This window comes from Muricoccus nepalensis (assembly GCF_006438825.1).
In the GTDB taxonomy this organism is placed as follows: Bacteria; Pseudomonadota; Alphaproteobacteria; order Acetobacterales; family Acetobacteraceae; genus Roseomonas; species Roseomonas nepalensis.
On sequence record NZ_RCZP01000023.1, the window covers coordinates 58475 to 73937 of the forward strand.

At 73.4% G+C, this 15463-nt stretch carries 15 protein-coding genes; 11 read left to right on the forward strand and 4 right to left on the reverse strand.

The annotated features are described in order from the left end of the window. The first annotated feature begins 14 nt into the window (after positions 1-14). The 6 genes from EAH89_RS19470 (at position 15) to EAH89_RS19495 (ending at position 6475) form a co-directional block, all read left to right on the forward strand. The gene (locus EAH89_RS19470) at positions 15-959 is read left to right on the forward strand and encodes an ABC transporter permease subunit (RefSeq protein ID WP_140885380.1); all 945 of its coding nucleotides are present in this window, start codon (positions 15-17) and stop codon (positions 957-959) included. 41 nt (positions 960-1000) lie between these two features. Next, positions 1001-2365: a high-affinity branched-chain amino acid ABC transporter permease LivM gene (livM, locus tag EAH89_RS19475; RefSeq protein ID WP_456306514.1), complete on the forward strand. Its 1365-nt coding sequence runs from the start codon at positions 1001-1003 to the stop codon at positions 2363-2365. Next, positions 2362-3213 carry an ABC transporter ATP-binding protein gene (locus EAH89_RS19480; RefSeq protein WP_140885381.1) on the forward strand — a complete coding sequence of 284 codons (852 nt, stop codon included), beginning with the start codon at positions 2362-2364 and terminating at the stop codon, positions 3211-3213. The genes livM and EAH89_RS19480 overlap by 4 nt, the downstream gene beginning before the upstream one ends. Beyond that, on the forward strand, positions 3210-3923 hold the full coding sequence (locus EAH89_RS19485) for an ABC transporter ATP-binding protein (protein WP_140885382.1): 714 nt from the start codon (positions 3210-3212) through the stop codon (positions 3921-3923). The genes EAH89_RS19480 and EAH89_RS19485 overlap by 4 nt, the downstream gene beginning before the upstream one ends. 100 nt (positions 3924-4023) lie before the next feature. Further along, positions 4024-5148 carry a branched-chain amino acid ABC transporter substrate-binding protein gene (locus EAH89_RS19490; RefSeq protein ID WP_140885383.1) on the forward strand — a complete coding sequence of 375 codons (1125 nt, stop codon included), beginning with the start codon at positions 4024-4026 and terminating at the stop codon, positions 5146-5148. A gap of 466 nt (positions 5149-5614) precedes the next feature. After that, entirely contained in the window at positions 5615-6475 is an 861-nt protein-coding gene (locus tag EAH89_RS19495; protein ID WP_241667102.1) for a hypothetical protein, read from the forward strand. A gap of 72 nt (positions 6476-6547) precedes the next feature. Here EAH89_RS19495 and EAH89_RS19500 read toward each other — a convergent pair whose 3' ends face one another. After that, positions 6548-7042, reverse strand: a complete 495-nt coding sequence (locus tag EAH89_RS19500; RefSeq protein ID WP_140885384.1) for a flavin reductase — start codon at positions 7040-7042, stop codon at positions 6548-6550. Between the two features lie 104 nt (positions 7043-7146). On the opposite strand from EAH89_RS19500, the gene EAH89_RS19505 reads away from it, so the two are divergent. From EAH89_RS19505 to EAH89_RS19520, 4 genes are all read left to right on the forward strand, one after another. Then, a complete protein-coding gene (locus tag EAH89_RS19505) occupies positions 7147-8403 on the forward strand; it encodes a hypothetical protein (protein WP_140885385.1) in 1257 nt (418 codons plus the stop codon). 70 nt (positions 8404-8473) lie between these two features. After that, positions 8474-9304: a CoA transferase subunit A gene (locus EAH89_RS19510; RefSeq protein WP_140885386.1), complete on the forward strand. Its 831-nt coding sequence runs from the start codon at positions 8474-8476 to the stop codon at positions 9302-9304. Continuing rightward, positions 9301-10065, forward strand: a complete 765-nt coding sequence (locus tag EAH89_RS19515; protein ID WP_140885387.1) for a CoA synthetase — start codon at positions 9301-9303, stop codon at positions 10063-10065. Before EAH89_RS19510 ends, EAH89_RS19515 begins: the two co-directional genes overlap by 4 nt. Positions 10066-10149: 84 nt before the next feature. Further along, on the forward strand, positions 10150-11310 hold the full coding sequence (locus EAH89_RS19520) for a mandelate racemase/muconate lactonizing enzyme family protein (RefSeq protein WP_140885388.1): 1161 nt from the start codon (positions 10150-10152) through the stop codon (positions 11308-11310). Between the two features lie 26 nt (positions 11311-11336). On the opposite strand, the gene EAH89_RS19525 is transcribed toward EAH89_RS19520, so the two are convergent. Further along, complete coding sequence (locus EAH89_RS19525; protein WP_140885389.1) at positions 11337-12377, reverse strand: MBL fold metallo-hydrolase; 1041 nt, start codon at positions 12375-12377, stop codon at positions 11337-11339. 130 nt (positions 12378-12507) lie between these two features. Here EAH89_RS19525 and EAH89_RS19530 point away from each other — a divergent pair, with 130 nt between their 5' ends. Then, positions 12508-13746, forward strand: coding sequence for a CaiB/BaiF CoA transferase family protein (locus tag EAH89_RS19530; RefSeq protein ID WP_140885390.1), 1239 nt, complete (start codon positions 12508-12510; stop codon positions 13744-13746). A gap of 6 nt (positions 13747-13752) precedes the next feature. Here the strand turns inward: EAH89_RS19530 and EAH89_RS19535 are convergent, their stop codons facing one another. Further along, positions 13753-14637, reverse strand: coding sequence for a CDP-alcohol phosphatidyltransferase family protein (locus EAH89_RS19535; RefSeq protein ID WP_140885391.1), 885 nt, complete (start codon positions 14635-14637; stop codon positions 13753-13755). 6 nt (positions 14638-14643) lie between these two features. After that, entirely contained in the window at positions 14644-15345 is a 702-nt protein-coding gene (locus tag EAH89_RS19540) for a phosphatidylserine decarboxylase (RefSeq protein WP_140885392.1), read from the reverse strand. Positions 15346-15463: the final 118 nt, after the last annotated feature.

The window sequence follows — 15463 nt, forward strand, 5'->3', positions numbered from 1 at the left end:
GATGGAGACCGCGCTTGGCCTATGCCCTGCAGCAGCTGATCAACGGTGTCGCGCTGGGCATGATCTACGGGTTGATCGCCGTGGGCTACACGATGGTCTACGGCATCATCGGCATGATCAACTTCGCCCATGGCGACATCTTCATGGTCGGCGCCTTCGTGTCGCTGATCTCCTTCGTGCTGCTCTCGACCGGCGGCTGGGCCGCGGGGCCGGGGGCGGTGCTGCTGGTGCTGCTGATCTCGATGGCGATCACCGCGCTCTACGGCTGGTCGGTGGAGCGGATCGCCTATCGGCCGCTGCGGGGCTCGTTCCGGCTCGCGCCGCTGATCAGCGCGATCGGCATGTCCATCGTGCTGCAGAACTTCGTGCAGGTGAGCCAGGGGGCGCGCGCGAAGCCGATCGAGCCGATCATCACCGGCAGCGTCGAGCTCTGGCACGGCAACGGCTTCGCCGTCTCGGTCTCGAGCATGCAGCTCGTCATCGTGGTGGTGACGCTCGCGGTGCTCGCGGTCTTCACCTGGATGGTGACGCGAACGCGGCTCGGGCGGGCGATGCGGGCCTGCGAGCAGGACCGGAAGATGGCGGGGCTGCTCGGCATCGACACGGACCGCACCATCAGCATCACCTTCGTCATCGGCGCGGCGCTGGCCGCCGTCGCCGGCACGCTCTACCTGCTGCGCTACGGGCTGGCGGACTTCTTCATGGGCTTTATCGTGGGGGTGAAGGCCTTCACGGCGGCGGTGCTGGGGGGCGTGGGGTCCCTGCCCGGCGCGCTGCTCGGCGGGCTGCTGATCGGGCTGATCGAGACGATGTGGAGCGCCTATGCCGGGCAGGACATGTTCCTGCTGCGGGAGCTCAACCCCGCCTACAAGGACGTGGCGGCCTTCGCGATCCTCATCGCCACCCTCATCTTCCTGCCCTCCGGCCTGCTTGGCCGCGCGGAGGTGGAGAAGGTATGAGCGGCGCCTCGCGCCAACCGAACGGGTCGCATGCGGGGGGCGTGCCCCACGACGACGACGGCGTGCCCGGGCCGGGCGAAATGGGCGGCATTCCCCGCGGGCCGGAGGCGCCCGCGCCGCGGCCGCCGGTGATCCACGCGCTACGCGACGCGGGGCTGGCGGCGCTCGTCGCGGCCGGGCTCTTCGTGCCGCTGGTGGGGCTTCGCACCGACGTGGGTCCGGCGGGCGGCGGGCTGATCCTCCGCACGCGCTGGGCGGACGTGGCCATCCTGGTGGCGCTCGTCTTCACCGGGCGCCTGGCGATGAACCTCTGGTCCGCCTTCCGCCCGGCGAAGCGGCCGCGCACGGCGCTGCGGGCCGCGCAGCTCACGCGGATCGGCACCTTCGTCGCGCCGCTCTTCCTCGGCTTCGCGGTGCTGATGCCGCTGCTGCCCTGGACGACGCGCTACGGGCTCGACCTCGGCGTGCTCGTGCTGACCTACGTGATGCTCGGCTGGGGGCTGAACATCGTCGTCGGGCTCGCGGGGCTGCTCGACCTCGGCTACGTCGCCTTCTACGCGGTGGGCGCCTACACCTATGCGCTGCTCTCCACCACCTACGGCCTGTCCTTCTGGATCTGCCTGCCGCTGGCGGGCATCTTCGCGGCCTTCGCGGGGGTGCTGCTCGGCTTTCCCGTGCTGCGGCTGCGGGGCGACTACCTCGCGATCGTGACGCTCGCCTTCGGCGAGATCATCCGCGTCGTGCTGCTCAACTGGGTGTCGCTCACGGGCGGGCCGAACGGCATCTCGGGCATCCCGCGGCCCTCCTTCTTCGGGCTCTCCTTCAGCGCGGGCGGCGAGCCCGGCAGCTTCGCGGACTTCTTCGGGCTGGAGCCCTCGCCGACGCACCGGGCGGTGTTCCTCTACTACCTCATCCTCGTGCTCGCGCTGCTGACGAACTGGGTGACGATCCGGCTGCGCCGCCAGCCGCTCGGCCGCGCCTGGGAGGCGCTGCGCGAGGACGAGATCGCCTGCCGGGCGCTCGGCATCAACGTGACGAACACGAAGCTGACGGCCTTCGCCATCGGCGCCATGTTCGGCGGCTTCGCCGGCGCCTTCTTCGCGACGCGCCAGGCCTTCGTCTCGCCGGAGAGCTTCACCTTCATCGAGAGCGCGATCATCCTCGCCATCGTCGTGCTCGGCGGCCTGGGCAGCCAGCTCGGCGTGGCGATCGCGGCGCTGGTGCTCATCGGCGGCTTCGAGGCCTTCCGCGACTTCGAGGAGTACCGGATGCTCGTCTTCGGCGCGGCCATGGTGGTGATCATGGTCTGGCGGCCGCGCGGGCTGGTCTCGACGCGCCGGCCCTCCGTCGCGCTCGGGGAGCGGAAGGCGATCTCGGGCGACCTCGTCGGGGAGGGCCACGGATGAGCGCGCCGATCCTGCCCGCGCGGAACGCGCCGATCCTCCAGGTGCGGGAGCTGCTGATGCGGTTCGGCGGGCTGACCGCCGTGAACCGCGTCTCCTTCGACGCCATGGCCGGCGACATCACGGCGGTCATCGGGCCGAACGGCGCGGGCAAGACGACGGTCTTCAACCTCATCACCGGCTTCTACAAGCCGAGCGGGGGCGAGATCGTTCTCAACGGGCCGGGCGGGCCGAAGCCGCTGCACGCGACCGTCGGGCACCGCATCGCGCAGGCCGGCGTCGCCCGCACCTTCCAGAACATCCGGCTCTTCCCGGGCATGACGGTGCTGGAGAACCTTCTCGTCGCGCAGCACAACACGCTGCAGGCCGCGACCTTCTTCGGGATCGGCGCCGCCTTCGGCCTCGGCCGCTACCGCCAGGCGGAGCGGGAGGCGGTGGCGCTCGCGCGGCGCTGGCTGGAGGCGACGCGGCTGCTCGACCGCGCGGACGACCCGGCGGGCGCCCTGCCCTACGGCGCGCAGCGGCGGCTCGAGATCGCGCGGGCCATGTGCACCAACCCCGTGCTCCTCTGCCTCGACGAGCCCGCGGCCGGGCTCAACCCGCGGGAGTCGGAGGAGCTGGCGGAGCTGATCCAGCTCATCCGGGCGCAGGGCTGCTCCATCCTTCTCATCGAGCACGACATGGGCGTGGTGATGCGCATCTCGGACCGCGTGGTGGTGCTCGACCACGGGGTGAAGATCGCCGACGGCACGCCGGCCGAGGTGCGGGCGGACGAGCGGGTGATCGCGGCCTATCTCGGCGAGGGCGACGAGGACGACGTGCCGGCCGCTCCCGTGGAGGGCGCGGCATGACGGCGATGCTGAGGCTCGAGAACGTCACCTCCGCCTACGGTGCGGTCGAGGCGCTGCGCGGGGTTTCCGTGCACGTCGAGAAGGGCGAGATCGTGACCCTCATCGGCGCCAACGGGGCGGGCAAGTCCACCCTGCTGATGACCATCTTCGGCTCGCCCCGCGCCCGCGCCGGGCGCGTGATCTTCGAGGGGCGGGACATCACGGGGATGCCGCTGCACGAGATCGCGCGCGCGGGCATCGCCCAGGCGCCGGAGGGGCGGCGGATCTTCCCCCGGATGAGCGTGCGCGAGAACCTGCTGATGGGCGCGCAGTCCTTCGGCATCGACCCCGCGCCCGGGCTGGAGCAGGCCTTCACCCTCTTCCCGCGCCTGAAGGAGCGGGAGAGCCAGCGCGGCGGCACGCTGTCGGGCGGCGAGCAGCAGATGCTGGCGATCGCCCGGGCGCTGATGTCGCGCCCCCGGCTGCTGCTGCTCGACGAGCCCTCGCTCGGCCTCGCGCCGCTGGTGGTGCGCGGGATCTTCTCGGCCATCCGCACCCTCAACGCGGAGACCGGGCTGACCGTGCTGCTGGTGGAGCAGAACGCGAACCAGGCGCTGCGGCTGGCGCACCGGGGCTACGTGCTCGTCACCGGCCGCATCACGCTGGAGGGCACGGGGGCGGAGCTGCTCGCCCGGCCCGAGATCCGCGACGCCTATCTCGGCACCCACTGAGGCGCCCCTGAGGCGCCTCATGACGCGAGAGACCCATTGAAGCCGAGGGGGCGCGCCCTCTAGGCTTTCACCAACCGTACCAATCGGAGGCTTCCGTACCATGACCATCCAGCGCCGCGCCCTCCTGGGCGCCTCGATCGCCACCCCGGCCCTCCTCTCCGCCGGGGGCGCCATGGCCCAGGCCCGCGGTCCCATCCGCATCGCGGTGGCGGGGCCCCTCACCGGCTCCAACGCGACCTTCGGCGCGCAGATGCGCGAGGGCGCGACCCAGGCGGTGACCGACTTGAACGCGGCCGGCGGGATCCTCGGCCAGCAGCTCGTGCTGGAGACCGGCGACGACGCCTGCGACCCGCGCCAGGCGGTCTCGGTCGCGAACCAGCTCGCCGGGCGGCAGGTCCGGGTGGTGATCGGGCACTACTGCTCCGGCTCCTCGATCCCCGCGAGCAAGGTCTACGCGGAGGAGGGGGTGCTGCAGATCAGCCCGGCCTCGACCAACCCGCGCTACACCGACGAGGGCGCCTGGAACACCTTCCGCACCTGCGGGCGGGACGACCAGCAGGGCGCGGTCGCCGGCAAGTATATCGCCGACAGCTTCAAGGGGAAGCGCGTCGCGATTCTCCACGACAACTCCGCCTACGGGAAGGGGCTGGCGGACGAGACGAAGAAGGCGCTGAACGCGGCCGGCACGACGGAGACGCTCTACTCCGCCTACACCCCCGGCGAGCGCGACTACAACGCCCTCGTCTCGCGCCTGAAGGCCGCGAACATCGACGTCATCTATGTCGGCGGCTATCACACCGAGGCCGGGCTGATCGTGCGCCAGGCGAAGGAGCAGGGCATGCCGGTCACGCTCATCGGCGGCGACGCGCTGATGACGAACGAGTTCTGGCAGATCAGCGGCGCGGCCGGCGAGGGCACGATGATGACCTTCCCCTCCGACCCGCGGAAGCGCCCGACGGCGGCCGAGGTCGTGGCTCGCTTCCGCGCCCGCAACGTCGATCCCGAGGGCTTCGTCCTCTACACCTACGCCTCGACCCAGGTCTGGGCGGAGGCGGCGAAGAAGGCGAACTCGGTCGACCCGCGGCGGGTGGCGGAGACGATCAAGTCCTCCGGCCCCTGGCAGACGGTGCTCGGCCCGATCAGCTTTGACCGCAAGGGCGACGTGACGATCCCGGACTACGTCTTCTACGTCTGGAAGAACGGCAGCTACGCCGAAGTCGCCTGAGGGCGGGCTTGAAGAGGCGCCGGGCGCCGCCCATCTTCATCCCCGTCAACAACTGAAAGGAGGTGATCCGGTGTCTCATCGCATTAACCAGGGTTCCGCGGCCGCCGTCCGGATCACCGTGCAGGGCTGAACAGGCCGACGAAGGGGCCGTGAGGCCCCGACATCGGTTCGCTGATCCAGCAACACGCACGGGTCACCAGGACGACGCGGGCCGCGAGCCGGCCACGCGATGTGAAGGCCCCGGCGGGAGACCGCCGGGGCCTTCTGCGTTCCGGCCTGGCCGCGCTGCGGTGGGGCGGTTCACCTGGGTTGTTGTGGGATTACCACGCCGTCATGCGCCCGCCGGGCGAAGGGGCAACCCCTTCCCCAACCCCTCGTTGCAGAGGCAGGCCACCAGGCCTCCACACAGGGGTTCAGACGAATGTCGGCAAGCAGCCAATCACCGTACCAGCCATCGCAACCCAGCGTGCCCGAGGGCGCGCCGGTCCTTCGCCACCGCATCTCCTGGGGCGCCATCCTCGCGGGGGCGCTCGTCGCCATCGTGGTCGGGGCCTCGCTGAACATCCTCGGGACCGGCATCGGCCTCACCGCGGTCGACGCCCAGGCGCGCGACACGCCAGGCGCCGGCACCATGGGCATCGCGGGCGCCGTCTGGCTGGTTGTGTCGAACCTTCTCGGCCTCGCGCTCGGCGGCTACGTTGCGGCGCGGCTCTCGGGCACCTCGGACCGCAGCGACGCGACGCTGCACGGCGCGGCGGTCTGGGCCACGGCCTTCCTCGTCTCCGCGGTGCTGCTCGGCAACGTCGTGTCGGGCGCGGCCAGCACGGCGGGCTCGGCGCTCTCGGGCGTCATGGGTACCCTCTCCTCCGGCGCCGGGCAGGTGGTGCGCTCCGCCGCGCCGCAGGTCGACCCGAGCCAGATCGCGGAGCGGGCGCGCGCGGCGCTCTCGGGTCCCGCCGACCCCGCGCGGATGACCACCGAGCAGCGGGGCGCGGCGATCACCGAGATCCTCGGCCGGCGCATCGCGGGCGGCGAGCTCTCGGGCGACGACCGCACGCGGCTGAACCGCCTCGTGGCCGCCGAGGCCGGCATCTCCGAGCAGGACGCCGCCGGCCGAGTGCAGGCTTACGAGGCCCAGGCCCAGCAGACGGCGCAGGAAGCGGAGCGGCGCGCCCGCGCAGCCGCCGATGCCTCCGCCAAGGCCGCCTCGATCACCGCCTTCGCTCTCTTCGCGGCGCTGGCGCTGGGGGCGATCGCCGCCATCGTGGGCGCGCGCACGGGCACGCGGGACCTGGTCTATCTCGCCTCGCGCCGCAGCGCGGCCTGAGCGGCGCCGGCGCGGACGCGCCGGGTTCCGCGGCAAGGGGGCGCTCCCGGGAGGGGGCGCCCCTTTCGCGTCCTAGTCGGGCATGCCGACGGGGTGGTAGTTGCGGGAGAACCAGATCAGGGCCGGGCGCGGGGCGCCGAGGCGGATGGCCTGGACCTGGGCGAAGATGACGCTGTGCGTTCCCTTCTCCACCACCTCCTCCACGGCGCAGTCGAGGGCGACCACGGCCTCCTCCAGCACCGGGGCGCCGGTGGCCAGCGTGGTCCACCCCTCCCCCTCGAAGCGCTCGGTCTGGCTGGCGCCGGTGAAGCCGGCGAAGACGTTCGCCAGCTCCTGCGCCTCGGCCGAGAGCACGTTCACGCAGAGCACGCCGTTCGCCTTCGCCACCGGGTTGAGGCTGCTCGTGCGGTTCATGCAGACGATGATCGTGGGCGGCGTGTCCGTGACGCTGCAGACGGCGCTGGCGGTGATGCCGACGCGGCCGGCCTCGCCGTCGCTCGTCACGATGGTCACGGCGGCGCCGAGGCGGGCCATGGCGTCGCGGAACTCCTGGCGGCTCGGCTCCATCGGGCATCCCTCCTTCGGGCGGTGTGCCTCCGTATCGCCCGGCCCGGGCCGCATTCATAGGGGCCGGCGGTGCGCGCGCGGGCGGCATGGCCTAGAAGCGGGCCATGAGCCCCCTCCCCCCGGCGGCGCGGCGGGCGACGCGCCGCGGCCTGACGCGCGCCCTCCTCGCCGCCCCCTTCCTGCCGGCGCCCGCCCCGGTGCAATCGGCTTGGGCGCAGCCGGCTTGGACACAGCCGGCCTGGGCCGCGCTGGCGCGGGACGCGCTGGCCCCGGTCCGGGCGGCGATGGGCGCGGCGGAGGGCCCGCTGCTGCTGAAGTCCTTCACGACGGAGGGGCGGGAGGAGTTCGACCGCGTCCATGGCGAGGTGGCCTTCACCTACGACAACGCCCTCGCGGGGCTGGCCCTGCTGGCGAGCGGGGAGCGCGCGGCCGCGGCAAGGATCGCGGAAGGGCTGCGGCTGGTGCAGGAGCAGGACCGGCACTGGCGGGACGGGCGGCTGCGAAACGCCTACGCGGCCGGGCGCGTCCACGCGGAGGCGCCGCGCAGCGCCCGCCCGCCGGGGTGGTGGGACGCGGCGCAGGGGCGATGGCTGGAGGACGGCTACCAGGCCGGCAGCGCCGCGGGGCCGGTGGCCTTCGCGATCCTGCTCTGGACCGCCCTCGGCGATCCCCCGTTCCGCGCGGCGGCAGGGCGGGCGGCGGACTGGCTGGAGGGGCTGCGGGCGCCCGCGGGCTACCGGGGCGGGACGATCGGCCACGAGCCCGCGCCGGACGCCCTGCCCTGGGTGAGCACGGAGCAGAACCTCGACCTTGCCGTCGCCTTCGCGCGGCTGGGGCGGGAGGCGGCGGCCGGGCACGCGGCGGGCTTCGTGCGCTCCATGTGGCTGCCGGCGGAGCGCCGCTTCGCCATGGGGCTGACGCCGGAGGGGGCGGTGAACCCCGGCAGCGCGCTGGACGCCAACCTCTGGCCCGCCCTCGCCTGGCCTGGGCAGGGCTTCGAGGGAGGGCTCGACTGGGTGCTGGCCCGCCACGGCCTGCCCGCGGGGGCGCCCGCGGCGGAGCTTGTGGGCCTCGACTTCGACGACGACCGCGACGGCGTCTGGCTGGAGGGGACCGCGCAGGCGGTCCTTCTCCTGCGGCGGCTCGGGCGGGAGGCGCTGGCCGGGCGCCTCGCCGCGACCGTCGCGCGGCACCGGCGGCCGGACGGCTGGATCGCGGCGGCGAGCATCCCCTGGCTGACCACCGGGCTGGGCACGGGGCTGCGGCCGGGGGTGGCGGACTTCCGCTACCCGGCGCGCGGGCACCTCGCCGCCAACGCCTGGGCGGCCCTGGCGGCGCTGGACGCCAGCCCCTTCGGCTAGGCCCCTTCGGCAAGGCCCCTGGCGGGACGGCGCGCGGGGACTTAGCCTCCGCGCCCCGGAGGAACCCGCCATGACGCCATCGAGCCTGGAAGCCCTGGCCGCATCCGTGCCGGACGGCGCGCTGCTGGCCCTGCCGCCCGACAACTCCCTGCCCTCCGTCGCGCTGGCCAAGGCGCTAATGCGGCGGGGCGCGCGGGGGCTGCGGCTGCTGGGCGTCCCCGTCTCGGGCTTCGCGACGGACCTGCTGATCGGCGCGGGCTGCGTCGTGGAGGTGGAGACGAGCGCCGTCTCGCTCGGCGAGGCCGGCTTCGCGCCGCGCTTCTCGGCGGCCGTGCGCGCCGGGACCATCACCGTGCGGGACGCGACCTGCCCGGCCATCCACACCATGCTCCAGGCCGCGGAGAAGGGCGTGCCCTTCATGCCGCTGCGGGGGGTGATCGGCAGCGACATCCTCGCCCATCGGCCGGACTGGCGGGTGGTGCAGAACCCGGTGTCGGACACGCCGGACCCCATCCTCGTGGTGCCCGCCCTGCACCCGGACGTCGCCGCCATCCACGCCGTGATGGCCGACGAGGAGGGCAACCTCTGGGTCGGGCGCCGGCGGGAATGCGCGACGCTCGCCCACGCCTCGCGGAGGCTGCTGGCGACGGTGGAGCGGGTGGTGCCCGGTAACCTGCTGGAGGACGAGCGCCTGGCCGCCGGCACCATCGCCGCCACCTATGTCGAGGACTTCGCGGTGGCCGAGCGGGGGGCGCATCCGGTGGCGCTGCTCGACGAGTATGGCTTCGACGCGGCCTATGTCGCGGACTACGCCCGCGCCGCGCGGACGGAGGAGGGCTTCCGGGCCTGGGTGGACGAGCACGTCCTCGGGCGGGCCGCGACGCGGGTGGCCGCGGAATGAGCCCCGACGAGCGAGGGGTCCAGCCCGAGGAGCGACTGGCGGCGGCGCTGGCGCGGCTCATCCTCGATCCCGCCGCGCCGCCCGCGCGGCACATCGCGGTCGGCGCGGCCTCGCCCATCCCGGCGGCGGCCTGCTGGCTGGTCGCGAAGTCCGGTCATCCGGTGCGGCTCTCGCTGCTGCACAAGCGCTCCGGCAATCCCTTCACCGAGGGCTCGCGCGAGCTGTTCGACCTGACGGGACAGGGGCGGATCGACCTCTTCTTCCTCGGCGGCGGGCAGATCGACGGGGAAGCCAACATCAACCTCATCGGCACCGGGGAATGGCCGGGCGCGGGCGTGCGCTTCCCGGGCTCCTTCGGCTCGGCCTTCATGTACTTCATGACCCCGCGCACGATCCTCTTCCGCGAGGAGCACTCGCCCCGCGTGCTCGTGCCGCGCGTGGCGCATGTCTCGGCGCCCGGCGTCTCGCCGCCCGAGGTGTTCCGGCGGGGCACGGCGCAGGCGCTGGTGACGGGGCGCTGCGTCTTCCGCTTCGACCCCGCCCGCGCGCGCTTCTCGCTGGAGAGCGCCCATCCCGGCGAGAGCCTCGCCTCCATCCGCGCCGAGACCGGCTTCGACTTCGACGCGCCCGCGGCGGTGCCGGCGACGCCCGACCCGACGGAGGCGGAGCTGGCGCTCTTGCGCGGCCCCGTCTGCGACGAGATGGCCGAGACCTATCCCGAGTTCTGCGCCCGCGTCTGGGGCCGCGCGCTGGCGGCGTGACCGTGGCGGCCTGACCTTGGCCCCCTGACCTTGGCGCGGGGCGCCGCGCGCTTCATGGTGCGCGCCGCTTACGGAGGACCGCCCATGCGCATCGTGGACCTGAGGGAGGTGACGGCGCCGATCGCCTCCTCCATCGCGAACGCCTACATCGACTTCAGCAAGATGACGCTCTCCCTCGTCGCCGTGGTGACGGACGTGGTGCGCAACGGGCGGCCGGTGGTGGGCTACGGCTTCAACTCCAACGGGCGCTACGGCCAGGGCGGGCTGATCCGCGAGCGCTTCGCGCCGCGTCTGCTGGAGGCGCCGCCGGAATCCCTGCTGAACGACGCCGGCGACAACCTCGATCCCGACCGGATCTGGGCGGCGCTGATGCGGAACGAGAAGCCGGGTGGGCACGGGGAGCGGTCGGTGGCCGTGGGCACCATCGACATGGCCGTGTGGGACGCGGTCGCGAAGATTGCCGGCAAGCCGCTCTTCCGGCTGCTGGCCGAGCGGCACGGGCGCGAGGCCGACCCGCGCGTCTTCGTCTACGCGGCCGGCGGCTACTACTACCCGGGCAAGGGGATCGAGCAGCTGCGGGCCGAGATGCGCAGCTACCTCGACCGCGGCTACTCCGTCGTGAAGATGAAGATCGGCAACGGCATCGCCGAGGACCGGCCGCGGATCGAGGGCGTGCTGAAGGAGTTGGACGGCAAGGCGCGGCTCGCGGTGGACGCCAACGGGCGCCTCGGGCTCGAGGACGCCATCGCCTACGCCAAGATGCTGCGGGACTACCCGCTCTTCTGGTACGAGGAGGCCGGCGACCCGCTGGACTACGTGCTGCAGGCCGCGCTCGCCGAGTTCTACCCGGGCCCGATGGCCACCGGCGAGAACCTGTTCAGCCACCAGGACGCGCGCAACCTGCTGCGCTACGGCGGCCTGCGCCCGGACCGGGACTGGCTGCAGTTCGACTGCGCGCTGTCCTACGGGCTCTGCGAGTACCAGCGGACGCTGCGCGAGCTCGCCATCGCCGGCTGGTCGCCGTCGCGCTGCATCCCGCATGGCGGGCACCAGATGTCGCTCAACATCGCGGCCGGCCTCGGGCTGGGCGGCAACGAGAGCTACCCCGACCTCTTCCAGCCCTATGGCGGCTTCCCCGACGGCGTGCGCGTGGAAGATGGGCACATCACCATGCCCGACCTGCCCGGCATCGGCTTCGAGGGCAAGTCGGACCTGATCAAGGTGATGCGGGACCTCGCCGCCTGACCGGAGGGGCCCGGCGGCGAAGGGGGTCAGGCCGTCCAGGCCTCCATCGTCGCGCGGGCGCACTCGTGCATGACGGTCAGGGCGCGCGCCGTGGTGTCCGCGCCGATCACGAAGGGGTTGCGGCCCGCCGCGGGCATGGCCGCCAGCTTCGCGATGGCCTCGTCGTAGCCGGCGTGGTTGGAGACGAAGACGTCGAGGTCCCGCGCGCGGGCCATGCCGCGCAGGCGGTCGGTGGCGTCGATGTAGCCCTGCAGGCGCCGGATGCGGTCGGGCTGGGCGCCAAAGTTGAAGGCCGTGCCGCCCCAGAGCAGCGCCCGGTGCTCCTGCCCGCCGCCCCGGACGGGGAAGACGAGGGAGAGGGTGCCCATGGTGTGGCCGGGCGTCTCCAGCAGCTCCACCGTGGTGTCGCCGAGCGTGATCCGGTCGCCGTCCTTCACCGCGACGTCGCGCTCGGGCGGGCGGCCCCATTCCGGCGCGTCGAACTCGAGCCGCGTCGCCATCATCCGCCAGTCGGTCTCGGAGGCGACGACCTTCGGCGCGGCGACGCGCTTGACCCAGCCGGCGCCGCCGTAGTGGTCGCCGTGCCCGTGGGTGACGATCAGGTAGCGGATTTGCGCGGGGTCGAGGCCGAGGCGGCGCATGCCCCCGCCGATGACGCTCTCCGCCTCGTCGTCGTTGTTGAGGGCGTCGATCAGGATCAGCCCCTCGGACGTGCGAAGGATCCAGGCGCTGACCCAGCGGGCGCCGACGTAGAACAGGTTGTCGAAGGCCTGGCCCGGCGGCGGCACGGGCTGGTTGATAAGCGGGCCGAGGTCGACCTTCGGCGCGGCCGGGGGCACGAGAGCTGTGTTTCCCAGCCGCAGGTAGGGGCCGAGGTCGGCGCCCGCGGCCTCCCAGGCGAGGTCCAGGTGGCGCTGCACCGCGGGCGGGACCTCGGCGCCGGCCGGGATCGCGGGAAGCGCCGCGGCGGCGCAGCACGCGCAGCCCAGCGCCAGGAAGCGGCGCCGCCCGGGCTCGACCGCCTCCGCCCTCAGGGTTGCCGTCCCGGTTCGGCGCCAGAAAGCCATCGTCTCGCTCCCATAGGTGGCGCGGGGGAGAGCCGCCCGCGCGGGAGGACTGTAACGGATGTGCGATCCTCCGGGGCAGCCTTGAGCATGGCGGCCGGCAAGGGCAGAAACAGGGCACGGAGGACGAACCATGACCGACGCGCTGCCGAACGCCGAAGCCGGGGCGGAGACCCGCGCCCCGAGTCCGGGCGCCCTGGCCGGGATCCGGGTGATCGACCTCACCCGCGTCCTCGGCGGCCCCTACTGCACCATGATCCTGTCCGATCACGGGGCGGAGGTGATCAAGATCGAGCCGCCCCAGGGCGACGAGGTCCGGGCCTGGGGCCCGCCCTTCCTCGACGGCACGGCCAGCTACTTCCTCGGCGTGAACCGCAACAAGCGGAGCATCGCGCTCGACCTCTCCAAGCCCGAGGGGCGCGAGGTGCTGCTGCGCCTGCTGGAGGGCGCCGACGTGCTGGTGGAGAACTACAAGCCCGGCAGCATGGAGAAGTGGGGCATCGGCTACGACCGGCTGGGCGAGCGCTTCCCGCGCCTGGTCCACTGCCGCGTCTCGGGCTTCGGCGCCACGGGGCCGCTCGGCGGGCTGCCCGGGTATGATGCCATCGTGCAGGCCATGGTCGGCCTGATGTCCATCAACGGGGAGCCCGGCAGCGGGCCGCTGCGGATGGGAACGCCGGTGGTCGACCTCGCGACCGGCCTCTACTCCACCATCGGCATCCTGATGGCGCTGCAGGAGCGCGAGCGCTCGGGGCGCGGCCAGTACATCGACATGACGCTGCACGACTGCGGCATGGCGCTGCTGCACCCGCAGGCCGCGAACCACTTCCTGAACGGCAAGCGGCCGGCGGCGACGGGCAACCCGCACCCGAACATCTCGCCCTATTCCAAGTTCCGCACGGCCACCTGCGAGATCTTCGTCGCCTGCGGGAACGAGCCCGCCTGGCGCAAGTTCTGCAGCTTCCTCGGGCTCGAGCACCTCGTGGACGACCCGCGCTTCGCGACCAACGGGGACCGGGTGGTGAACCGCGGCGACCTCGACACCATCCTGGCCGCCCGCCTGCTGACCGAGGACGGGCACGCGCTGTGCGACCGCATGCTGCGCGCGGGGCTGCCGGCGGGCCCCGTGCTGTTCGTGGACGAGGCGGTCGCCGCGCCCCACACGGCCGCGCGGAACATGGTGGCGGAGATCGGCGAGTTCCGGGCGCTGAACACGCCCATCAAGCTCTCCCGCACGCCCGGCGGGGCCCGCGCCAAGCCGCCCGGCTTCAACGAGCACGGGGAGGAGGTGCTCTCCGCCGCCGGCTACTCGGCCGAGGAGATCGAGGCGCTGCGCGAGAGGGGCATCCTCGTCACGGCCCCGCGCGGCTGAGGCGCCTCAGGGGATGGCGGGGCTCCCCGCCTCCCTCGTTTCCTCCCCCTCCGGCGCGACGGCGCGGGCGAGCTGCCCGCGCAGGCGGTGGTAGGAGCGGAGCGAGAAGGGGATCATCCCCGCGTAGAGCAGCCCCGCCGCCGCCAGCGCCGCCCAGGGCTCGGCGACCAGCAGCGCGACGTAGCCGGCCGCGCCCAGCAGCAGCGGCAGCACCGCCGGGCGCGGCACCTTGTAGTTCTTGAAGGACCAGGTCGGCAGGGTGCTGACCAGCAGCCCGGCCACGCCCACCAGCACGACGGCCGAGAGGACCGGGTGGCGGATGGCGCCCGCGAGGCCGGTCCATCCCCAGCCCTCGAAGGCCAGCGCCGCGAAGATCGGGAAGAGCGCGAGCCCCGCCCCGGCGGGGGCGGGAACGCCCGTGAAGAAGCCGGGCGGGCGCGGCACGGCGCCGGGGGCGAGCGGCTCGTCGATCGCCGCGTTGAAGCGCGCGAGGCGGAGCGCCATGCAGGCGGCGAAGAGGATGCAGGGGATGAAGCCGAAGCCCCGCGCGTCGTGCAGCGTCCACAGGAACAGGATGAAGGCCGGCGCCACCCCGAAGCAGAGGAAGTCCGACAGGCTGTCGAACTCCGCCCCGAAGCGGGAGGTGGCCTTCAGCAGCCGGGCCAGGCGGCCGTCGATGCCGTCGATGAAGGCGGCGACCACGATCAGCGTCACCGCCGGCTCCCAGCGCGCGTCGAGCGCGAAGCGCACCGCCGTCATGCCCGCGCAGAGGCCGAGCATGGTGAGGATGTTCGGCAGCAGCCGGTTGAAGGAGAGGCCGGGCATGCGCCGGGCGCCCTTCGGCCGGAAGCGCTGGGGCGCGAAGCGGAAGCGGCGCGGCGGCTGGCCCATGCGGCGTCAGCCCCGCGGCACGGCGGGGGCGGCGAGGTCGGCGAGGTCGGCGATCACCGTCTCGCCGCCGATCATCGTCTGGCCGACCTCGACCATCGGGCGCACGCCCTCGGGCAAATAGAGGTCGGTCCGGCTGCCGAAGCGGATGATGCCGAAGCGCTCGCCCGCACGGAGGCGGCTGCCCTCGCGCGCGCTGCAGAGGATGCGGCGCGCGATCAGCCCCGCGATCTGCACGACCGCGATGTCCCGCCCGTCCGTCAGGCGGATGGCGAGCGCGTTGCGCTCGTTGTCCACGCTCGCCTTGTCGAGGGAGGCGTTGACGAAGGCGCCGTGGCGGTAGGCGATGCGGGTCACCGTGCCCTCCACCGGCGAGCGGTTCACGTGCACGTCGAGCACCGAGAGGAAGATCGCGACCCGCCAGCGGGCAGCGGGGCCGAGGCCGAGCTCCTCCGGCGGCACCGCGGGCTCCACCGAGACGACGTGGCCGTCGGCGGGCGCGATGAAGAGGCCCGGCCGCGTCGGCGTCACCCGTTCCGGGTCGCGGAAGAAGTAGAGGCAGAAGCCGGTGAAGGCCGCGCCGAGCCAGAAGAGCCAGCTTCCGAGGAGGGCGCCCCCGACGACCGCGACGGCGGCGCCGCCGATCAGGAAGGGGCGCCCCGCGGGATGCGGGGGCGCGACGACGAGGCGCAGGCTGTGCCCGAGTGACATGGTGATCCAGGGAAAGGGGGGCCGTGGGGCGGCGGAAGCTCGCGTTATGGTTTCTCCGGCCCGCCCGGACAACCCTGCGGCCCCCGGGGGGACGGAGGTGTGACCCGCCGGCCCGCCG

What these genes read in the sequence shown, in the direction of transcription:
- EAH89_RS19480 (WP_140885381.1), top strand. Translation starts at nt 2,362, where the DNA reads ATGAGCGCGCCGATCCTGCCCGCGCGGAACGCGCCGATCCTCCAGGTG.
- EAH89_RS19485 (WP_140885382.1), top strand. Translation starts at nt 3,210, where the DNA reads ATGACGGCGATGCTGAGGCTCGAGAACGTCACCTCCGCCTACGGTGCG.
- EAH89_RS19490 (WP_140885383.1), top strand. Translation starts at nt 4,024, where the DNA reads ATGACCATCCAGCGCCGCGCCCTCCTGGGCGCCTCGATCGCCACCCCG.
- EAH89_RS19500 (WP_140885384.1), bottom strand. Translation starts at nt 7,042, where the DNA reads ATGGAGCCGAGCCGCCAGGAGTTCCGCGACGCCATGGCCCGCCTCGGC.
- EAH89_RS19505 (WP_140885385.1), top strand. Translation starts at nt 7,147, where the DNA reads ATGAGCCCCCTCCCCCCGGCGGCGCGGCGGGCGACGCGCCGCGGCCTG.
- EAH89_RS19510 (WP_140885386.1), top strand. Translation starts at nt 8,474, where the DNA reads ATGACGCCATCGAGCCTGGAAGCCCTGGCCGCATCCGTGCCGGACGGC.
- EAH89_RS19515 (WP_140885387.1), top strand. Translation starts at nt 9,301, where the DNA reads ATGAGCCCCGACGAGCGAGGGGTCCAGCCCGAGGAGCGACTGGCGGCG.
- EAH89_RS19520 (WP_140885388.1), top strand. Translation starts at nt 10,150, where the DNA reads ATGCGCATCGTGGACCTGAGGGAGGTGACGGCGCCGATCGCCTCCTCC.
- EAH89_RS19525 (WP_140885389.1), bottom strand. Translation starts at nt 12,377, where the DNA reads ATGGCTTTCTGGCGCCGAACCGGGACGGCAACCCTGAGGGCGGAGGCG.
- EAH89_RS19530 (WP_140885390.1), top strand. Translation starts at nt 12,508, where the DNA reads ATGACCGACGCGCTGCCGAACGCCGAAGCCGGGGCGGAGACCCGCGCC.
- EAH89_RS19535 (WP_140885391.1), bottom strand. Translation starts at nt 14,637, where the DNA reads ATGGGCCAGCCGCCGCGCCGCTTCCGCTTCGCGCCCCAGCGCTTCCGG.
- EAH89_RS19540 (WP_140885392.1), bottom strand. Translation starts at nt 15,345, where the DNA reads ATGTCACTCGGGCACAGCCTGCGCCTCGTCGTCGCGCCCCCGCATCCC.